Raw genomic sequence first — 7,802 nt, forward strand, 5'->3', positions numbered from 1 at the left:
GAGTTCTTCTTTGGCTTCTTCGATGCCTGCCACGTCGTCGAACATCACGCCGGTTTTGGCTTCCATTTGGAACCGAGCTTTGGACTTACCAAAGTTCATTGCCTGACCCGGGCCTCCCGGAACGTTGCTAGAACGACGGAATAAGAAAAATAGACCACCGATCAGCAACACTGGGAAGATCAGATTGCCTAGCAAGCCCCAAATTGCACCGTCGTTGCGGGGTGGATGAGAGTCAAAGCTGATGCCTTCACTTCTCAAACGAGCTACGAGGTCAGGCGCATTTCCAGGAAGATCAACGCGTAGCCGCTGTACTCGGTTGTCAAGTTCGGGGTCGACTGCTTCCACAATCGCTGTCCGGCCGCCTTCATACAGGTCAACACTGGTGACGCGATCGGCTGCCAAATACTCCAGGAAACGACCATAGGTCATGCGGGTGCTGGCGGTGTTTCGACTCATATCCGCTGCAACAGGGGAGAAAGCACCTTGCCAAAAGAAAAATCCAATGACGAGGGCTGGTAGCGTCCAGAGAAGAATGACTCTCCAGGAAAGTTTCATAACTTGATTAGCCTCTATATACAAATAAAGTAGTCAAATCCGTTGCAGACAGAGGATTGCTGCCTGGATAGAGTTTTTGAACAAATACGATATCGCTAACCTCAGTCTAATCGCTAACTCAGCTTGCGATGGAATGCAGCTTTGAAAGCCAGCAGTTAAACATATCGAATATTTCTGAGAGCGAATCTTAACTAAATTTAACCTAATTAGAGGAATTAGAGCAACCAATGGGATTCGCCCGTTTGGAGATTGGTAGAGTAAACCAAAAGGCGCTGCCCTGTCCAAGACTGCTGTTGACCCCAATTTTGCCCCCGTGAGCGGTGATGATTTGCCGACAAACGTACAGTCCTAACCCTAGACCGGGGACATAACGCGATCGCCCTCTCCGGGCATACAGTTCAAACACAAAGGGACACTGCTCAGATTGAATTCCTAGCCCACTATCTTGAATCGTGCAGCGCAGCATTCCGGCTTCTACGTCAGCCTTGAGAACTAGCTCAATCCCAGGAGGATTGTGTTTAACCGCGTTGGTAATCAGATTGGTGAATAAGCGCCAAAGCTGGTCGGAGTCAGCGCTGACGGGCGGTAAATCAGGCGAAATTAAGTTTTTGAGTGTCACCTGATTTTTGTTGAGCAGTGGCTCTAAATTCACCAGGACGGACTGCACGAAGGGTTCTAGGTGAAGCGGCCGACAGTGCAAGACGAGGCAGCGCATTTCGGTGTCGTGCGCTTCAACCAGAGAACTCAGCAAGTTAAGCTGGCGATCGCTTCCCTGCCACATTCGTTCCAAAATCAAGCGGTTGACCGGTATCTCTTCCCCTGCTTGGTTGAGTAAGTTCTTCAATAGCATCGAAGCACCCATTACGGGAGTTCGCAGGTCATGGGTGATGGTATGTAAAAACGCCTGTAGCTGTCTGCGCGATTCAAACTCGTTGCGCTGCAGTCGCTCGTACAGAAAAACTGCTAGATCGCAGATAAAGCAGAACCAGAACAGGTAAAGAAAGATGCTGGCATGGTAGATCGGTTCCCCACCTACGGTAGTTGATCCTAGCGCCAGGTTTACGCCGATGTAATATCCCAGTGCTCCAACCTGGGAAACAACATGCAACCACCAGCGCACGGGGATTAGAGCCGCTTGCACCAGCAAAATCACACAGAGGCTCAAAATGTCTATGTAAACTGAGCCGTAGAGTGTCCCAATGATTTGCGGAACTAGCGTCACCGACCAGGAAAATCCTAGAAAAATCAGATTGGGGTATTGCTGTCCAAACTTAGTGGAGTGGAGTGCCAGTAAGAGACACAGGCTCAGCCCCATGAACACAAAAACTGGAAAAATCAGCGCTCGATGGGCGGCAGGAAACTCAGCAAATTCAGAGGGCAGGAAGACCGCCATGTGCCCATAGCCAGCAGCAACCGTCAGGATATAAGTCAGCGTTAGCCAAAGGCTCAGTCGCAGGCGACCAAGGAGCAAATTTTCTTGCCAGGACTCATAATTCGCAGACTCGGAGGAGGGCTGGATATTGCCCAATAGAGCCGTTAGCGATCGCCCAACTCTTTGTTGCGCGTCCTGACCCATCGACTTAACTCGCTGAACCAGGGTGAGGGGCGATCGCATTGACCTGGCATCATCCAATTCAGAATCAGCGATTGCAACGGATTTGACTAGAGGCAAGGTGAACCAGACGGTTGTGCCTTGCTGAGGAGAACTGTGAATTCCAATGTGTCCGCCGTGTGCTTCGATAATTTGACGGCAGAGCGGTAGCCCTAAGCCCAATGAGTCAGAGCGCCTTCTAAGCTGCAAGTCGGCAAACAGGCGATCGCCCCGCTGAGGCATTCCGATGCCGTTATCATGAACCCAACAGTAAACTGTGTCTGACCCCGCCAAACTGTTCTTTGGTTTAGCATTCAGCGTCAGGGTTACTCCAGGTGGGTTATGTTCGATCGCATTGGCAATTAAGTTGTTGAAGACTCGCCAAAGCTGAGTTGCATCTGCGCTGACAGGCGATAAATCCTGAGGCAGCCGATTCATAATAGTGACCTGTCTTCGGGCTAACAGCGGCTCAAAATCTGCTAGCACGGCTTCTACCAGGTCACTGAGTTGTAAAGGCTCTTTCTTGCAAATGCAGGGTTTGCGGTGGGTATGAGCTTCCAATAGGGAATTGATCAGCTTAAGCTGGCGATCGCTCCCTTCCAGCATTCTTTCTAAAGTTTGACGGCTGACCGCAACCTGCTCACCCAACTGATCGAGCAGCGAGCGCAACAGCAACAACATTCCGGTTACTGGATTTCGCAGGTCATGCGACACCGCATGCAGAAAAAAACGTAACTCTCGTTGAGCATGGAATTCGGCTTTCTGAAGCTGCTCGTATAAATAAACTGCCAGATTGCAGATTAGGCAAAACCAAAACACATACACCCACACCACCAAGCAGGCGTAAACAGGTTTGCCATCAATGGTGATTCCCAGTGCGGAATTGACTCCAAAAAAATAAATCAGCACCCCTAGCTGGGCAACCAAATGCAAAAACCAACGCACCGGAATCAACGTCGCCTGGATTAGAAATGCCAAGTTCCAGGCGATCAGATCTGGGTTAGCAACGCCGTTGAGCGTGGCCACAATCTGCCCAACCAGTGTGATTGACCAGGACAGGCACAGAAACAAAACACCTGGATGGCGACGCCCTGCTTGAGTGTTGGAAAAGACAACGCAGGACAACAGTGACAGCAGCATTGCCCCTTCCAGCGTCAGCACCAAGCGGTAAGGGACGAGATGACTTGCTTTAAATGCTTCTGGGTTGACTACAAAACTATAAAAATCTAGAGCAATGAACGTTAACAGACAAGGAACTGCTAGCCATAGCCCCAGGCGCAGCCGACTCAACATAAAGCGGTTTCGCCATGCTTCGTAGCCTGTCAATTCAGAGGCAGGTCTAGGTTGCTTGACCCGAGGCAACCCCTCCTGAACGAGCAAAGCGATCGCCGCTCTACCCGTCGATACCCAACTTCTCAACTGGGGTGCCATAGGAGGCAATTCCTCGTAACATAAAACTGCTTACTTGAATAGAAAACATGAATCAAAGCAGGCGATCCGCACCCAAGTCGGTGCTTACACAAGAGCTACTTCCAACATCTAATGCTACTGGGCAACAGAAAACAATCACCTCCCCCTGCTGATTCACCCGTTAGGGGGATAAACAGGGGTATTTTGTCCCCGACTGTCCCCAGCCGCACTTCTTATCTACCGACTGTCGGTTTTACTGACTGTCAGTTATGTTGACTGTTGATTTTACTGACTGTCGCTGATGCGAATGACATAAGGGTGATAGCTGTCGCGATTGTAGGAGCCAACCCATACCTCATAGTCGCCTGAAAGCCACTGTCCAGCAATTCCAGGGTTATTGCTCTGGTAATCATCATTGCACCAGCTTCCGCCTGGTCCGCGCACAACTAGAGTAGTATCTTCAGGGCTTTCAACCTGGATGCTGAGATAGCTGAAAAACTCAGTCAGTTGAATCGTATGATCTGGCTGCTCATCCACAAAACCAGCGCAAGGACCAGTCGCAGTTTCAGTTCTACCTGCAACGTTGCTGGCCGTTAACGGCCCACCGCTAATTCCGCGAATCGTAGTGGGATCGGGAGAAAAGTCAGGGCTTAGGGTGACGTTTTCAAAAATTGAGATAACGGGAGACTGAATCTGCTGAGCGTAAACAGGAACATCCACTGATAGCCCAGTGACCAAAATGCCAGTTGTTAAAACTGTAGTAGATAGCCTGAATCTTGGGTTCAGCCCATAGATTTTCATTCTAGTAATGATAAAAAGTTAGGGATTAAGTGTTGTATGACGGCACTATTGGTCAAATATCAGTCTGATTTGACAAATCTTTGAGCCTCAGAACTGTCATAGACCTCTCTGGACGTTAACTAGGTTAGGCAAGTTCCAAATAGAACTGCTTGGCCAACTTTTACCACAGAACTTTTACGGAGTGAAAGTAGGGGGCAAACGTTCGTTTGCCCCCTTACCGCAGTCAGTCGCTACTGCCAAATACTTTTCTAGACAGTTCTAAACAGTCAAATTTCTAGACGGTCAAAGCCAAAGCGCTCTTTAGCCGAAGCTGATCTAGATTGTGTTGATGTAGCAGTAGCCAGGACTGAATCAGATCGGGACCCTGCATGTCGGTCGTCAAGGCGGCCCGGAGCGATCGCATCACTAGTCCTTTCTTCAAATTTTCTGTCTTGACCACCTGTTTGATGATCTCCTGAGCAGAGGCTTCTCCTAGCTCAATAGACTCCGATAAAGCGGTCAAAACAGCCTGCAGTGCGGTTGCAGTACCCTCTTGCCGCAGTTGTGTAACGGCAGCCTCAGAAAACTGCATGTCTGGTTCAAACAAATAGCGGGTCATGGGCACCGCTTCATCTAATCGGGCTAGACTTGCCCCAATCAGCGCAGAAACCTGCTCTAGCCAGGGGCGATCGCCTTCTGCATCAAGCTTATAGCCTGCTTCTTGCCAGTAAGGAATTAGCAAATCGGTCAGCCTGTCTGCAGGCATCTCGTGCAAATACTGACTGTTGAGCCAGTTCAGCTTATCCCAATCAAACTTTGCACCTGCTTTGTTGACCCGCTCAAAGCCAAACTGCTTTGCCGCTTCCGTTAAGGTGAAACGCTCCTGGGTAGCATCAGGTGGCGACCAGCCTAGCAGCGTCATGTAGTTTGCCAAGGCTTCCGGCAGGTAGCCCATTTTCTGGAAATCAGAAATCGAGGTTACGCCATCCCGCTTAGACAGCTTTTTGCCCGCCGGACTGAGAATCAGCGGCGTGTGGGCAAACTCTGGCATTGCAGCATCTAGTGCTTCATATAGCAAAATTTGCTTGGCGGTGTTTGCGACATGATCTTCGCCCCGAATGATGTGGGTGATTTTCATATCGATGTCGTCTACCACGACAACAAAGTTATAGAGCGGCTGACCAATTTCACCGACAGGTGCACGTCGTGCAATCACCATATCGCCACCCAGGTCGTTGCCGCGCCAGGTGACTTTGCCACGCACCAAATCTGTCCAGCTAATTTCCCGACTGTCTTCAATTTTGAAACGGATCACAGGCAACCGTCCCTCTGCCTGAAATGCTGCCTGTTGCTCAGGAGTCAGGTTGCGATGGCGATTGTCATATCGAGGTGCTTCATTTCTGGCTTCCTGCTCTGCCCGCATAGACTCTAGCTCTGCCTCGCTGCAGTAGCAGTGATACGCTAAGCCTTTATCTAACAAGGTTTTAATCGCTTGACGATATAGGTCTAGCCGCTCAGTTTGAAAGAATGGTCCCTCATCCCAGGTCAAGCCTAACCAGGTTAAGCCATCCAGAATATTTTGCGTGTATTCAGGGCGCGATCGCTCCAGGTCAGTGTCTTCAACTCGCAAAATAAACTGACCGTCATGATGCCGCGCAAACAGCCAATTAAACACAGCCGTTCTTGCAGTACCAATGTGCAGATTTCCCGTTGGGCTAGGAGCAAGGCGAACGCGAATCACGATTAAACTCTCTCAGTTGAAACAACCCGATTAAGCGATCAAATTAAATTGCAACTTACAGCAACCCGTAATTGATGACTTACATCCACCCACCAATTTACATCAGGCTAAGTTACACCGAATTTAAACGAAGTCTGTGAACGTCCTCAAGTCTTAGGAGAAGCTTGGCATTATGAAGGGGCTTGTGAAGGGGCTTGGCATTGCCAAGCCCATACCAAAATCTGCCGTATCTTTAATCAAATCGGTATCACGTTAGCAGCAATGCCTCAAGCAACGGACATTTCTCGTTGAGGGACGCCCCTCAGCTTTTGAGTGTTTTCGACCAGGCTTTGAGCAAAAGCATCCAATCGCTTGGAAAGGTTTTCATCTTGCAGGTTGCCCTCCTCATCAAAGGCTTTCCAGGCTTGCCCAATGGCGACCTGTTCAGGAATTGTCCAGGCATGAACCCACCGAGTAATGGTTCGCATATCGTTGAGGGCATTGCTGTTAGACTGTCCACCCAAAACGCTCATTAATCCCGTAACCTTTCCAGAGAAATGCTCAAAGCCCATCAGGTCGAGTGCATTTTTTAGCACACCGCTGAGGCTGCCATGATATTCAGGCGTGACTAGGATAATCCCATCTGCTTCCAGCACTGCTTTACGGAGCCGCTCAACGTCAGGGTAATCCGGGTACTCGCCGCCCCCGTCACAGAAGGGTAGGTTTAGCTGCCGCAAATCTAAAACTTCAACCTCAGCACCCAGTGCCCTAACGCGCTCTGCTGCTACTTTCAAGGCTTGTTGACTATAGGAGTCGGATCTCAAACTTCCAGCGATACCAACGATCTTAACCATGAGTTAGATCCCTCTTAAATTTGCAATTTTTAATTAATTTTAAGTATAGCTTAAATCGTATTCATTACGAGTACGCTTTAGGGCTAGGACTGATGTACATACGGGTGGGTAGAGTTGGGCTGTGAGGTTAGACTAGGGGTAGAAGCATCTACTCAACCCTGTTAGGCATATTTGAACTGAGGAGATCTCGTTCAACTTAGGCAGTTGTAGTCAGAAGTCAGGCTAAGGTAGCCGGGAAAGGCAGTTTAGTATGAGTCATTCTAGGAATAAGGTGTCAATGCAGCGATCTTTCGATGGGAGCAATCGAGCCTCTGCTGAAGGTTCTAAAGGAAACCCTGTACGAATTCAGAAGAATGGGGGGCGATCGCCTGCCAAAGGTGCCGCAGTAACGGGCGCTATGACTGCCGTTTGGATGATGCTACAGGTCGTGTTGCCCAGTACTCCAGCGTTGGCACAGACGAGACAAGAATCCCTCAGCTATAGTGATTTGCTTGAGCGCATCGAAAACAGACAGGTCAAGCGGCTAGAGATTGATTCTGCCAGGGGAGTTGCCCGAGTTGAGCTAGAAGGCGAATCTGCTGATGCCGTACCCCAAGAAGTGGCTCTGTTTGCGGGCGATCGCAACACTGAACTGATCGAGGCTGCTCGGGATCAGGGTGTCGCAATTGATGTCCAGCCCACGGCCGGTAGCAACATTGTTACGTCGCTGATGATCCATGCCTTGCTGGCATTCTTGCTGATTATGGGTTTGCTAATGATCCTGCGGCGCTCTAGCAACGCTTCCGGTCAGGCGATGAACTTTGGTAAGTCCAAAGCTCGGTTCCAAATGGAAGCCAAAACCGGCGTGATGTTCGACGACGTGGCAGGCATCGAAGAAGCCAAAGAAGAACTT

At 49.7% G+C, this 7,802-nt stretch carries 5 protein-coding genes and 1 pseudogene; 1 reads left to right on the forward strand and 5 read right to left on the reverse strand.

Translation table 11 applies throughout. The annotated features are described in order from the left end of the window. The 5 genes from H6F93_RS08985 to H6F93_RS09010 form a co-directional block, all read right to left on the reverse strand. The coding region (locus tag H6F93_RS08985) for an ATP-dependent metallopeptidase FtsH/Yme1/Tma family protein (protein WP_190680147.1) at positions 1-555 on the reverse strand (555 nt) is incomplete at its 3' end. A 202-nt stretch (positions 556-757) separates the two neighbouring features. Next, positions 758-3,577, reverse strand: a complete 2,820-nt coding sequence (locus tag H6F93_RS33320; protein ID WP_199313582.1) for a sensor histidine kinase — start codon at positions 3,575-3,577, stop codon at positions 758-760. A 264-nt stretch (positions 3,578-3,841) separates the two neighbouring features. After that, the gene (locus H6F93_RS09000; RefSeq protein ID WP_206755716.1) at positions 3,842-4,357 is read right to left on the reverse strand and encodes a hypothetical protein; all 516 of its coding nucleotides are present in this window, start codon (positions 4,355-4,357) and stop codon (positions 3,842-3,844) included. Between the two features lie 274 nt (positions 4,358-4,631). Continuing rightward, positions 4,632-6,077 carry a glutamate--tRNA ligase gene (gltX, locus tag H6F93_RS09005; protein WP_524537919.1) on the reverse strand — a complete coding sequence of 482 codons (1,446 nt, stop codon included), beginning with the start codon at positions 6,075-6,077 and terminating at the stop codon, positions 4,632-4,634. A 266-nt stretch (positions 6,078-6,343) separates the two neighbouring features. Beyond that, on the reverse strand, positions 6,344-6,910 hold the full coding sequence (locus tag H6F93_RS09010) for an NADPH-dependent FMN reductase (protein ID WP_190643918.1): 567 nt from the start codon (positions 6,908-6,910) through the stop codon (positions 6,344-6,346). Between the two features lie 277 nt (positions 6,911-7,187). On the opposite strand from H6F93_RS09010, the pseudogene H6F93_RS09015 reads away from it, so the two are divergent. Beyond that, positions 7,188-7,802 (forward strand): annotated as a pseudogene (locus tag H6F93_RS09015) (cell division protein FtsH); the annotation flags it as partial.

This window comes from Leptolyngbya sp. FACHB-671, from assembly GCF_014695745.1.
Lineage (GTDB): Bacteria > Cyanobacteriota > Cyanobacteriia > Elainellales > Elainellaceae > JAAUTN01.

Coding starts and splice junctions, on each gene's coding strand:
- H6F93_RS33320 (WP_199313582.1), bottom strand. CDS start 3,577: ATGGCACCCCAGTTGAGAAGTTGGGTATCGACGGGTAGAGCGGCGATC.
- H6F93_RS09000 (WP_206755716.1), bottom strand. CDS start 4,357: ATGAAAATCTATGGGCTGAACCCAAGATTCAGGCTATCTACTACAGTT.
- H6F93_RS09010 (WP_190643918.1), bottom strand. CDS start 6,910: ATGGTTAAGATCGTTGGTATCGCTGGAAGTTTGAGATCCGACTCCTAT.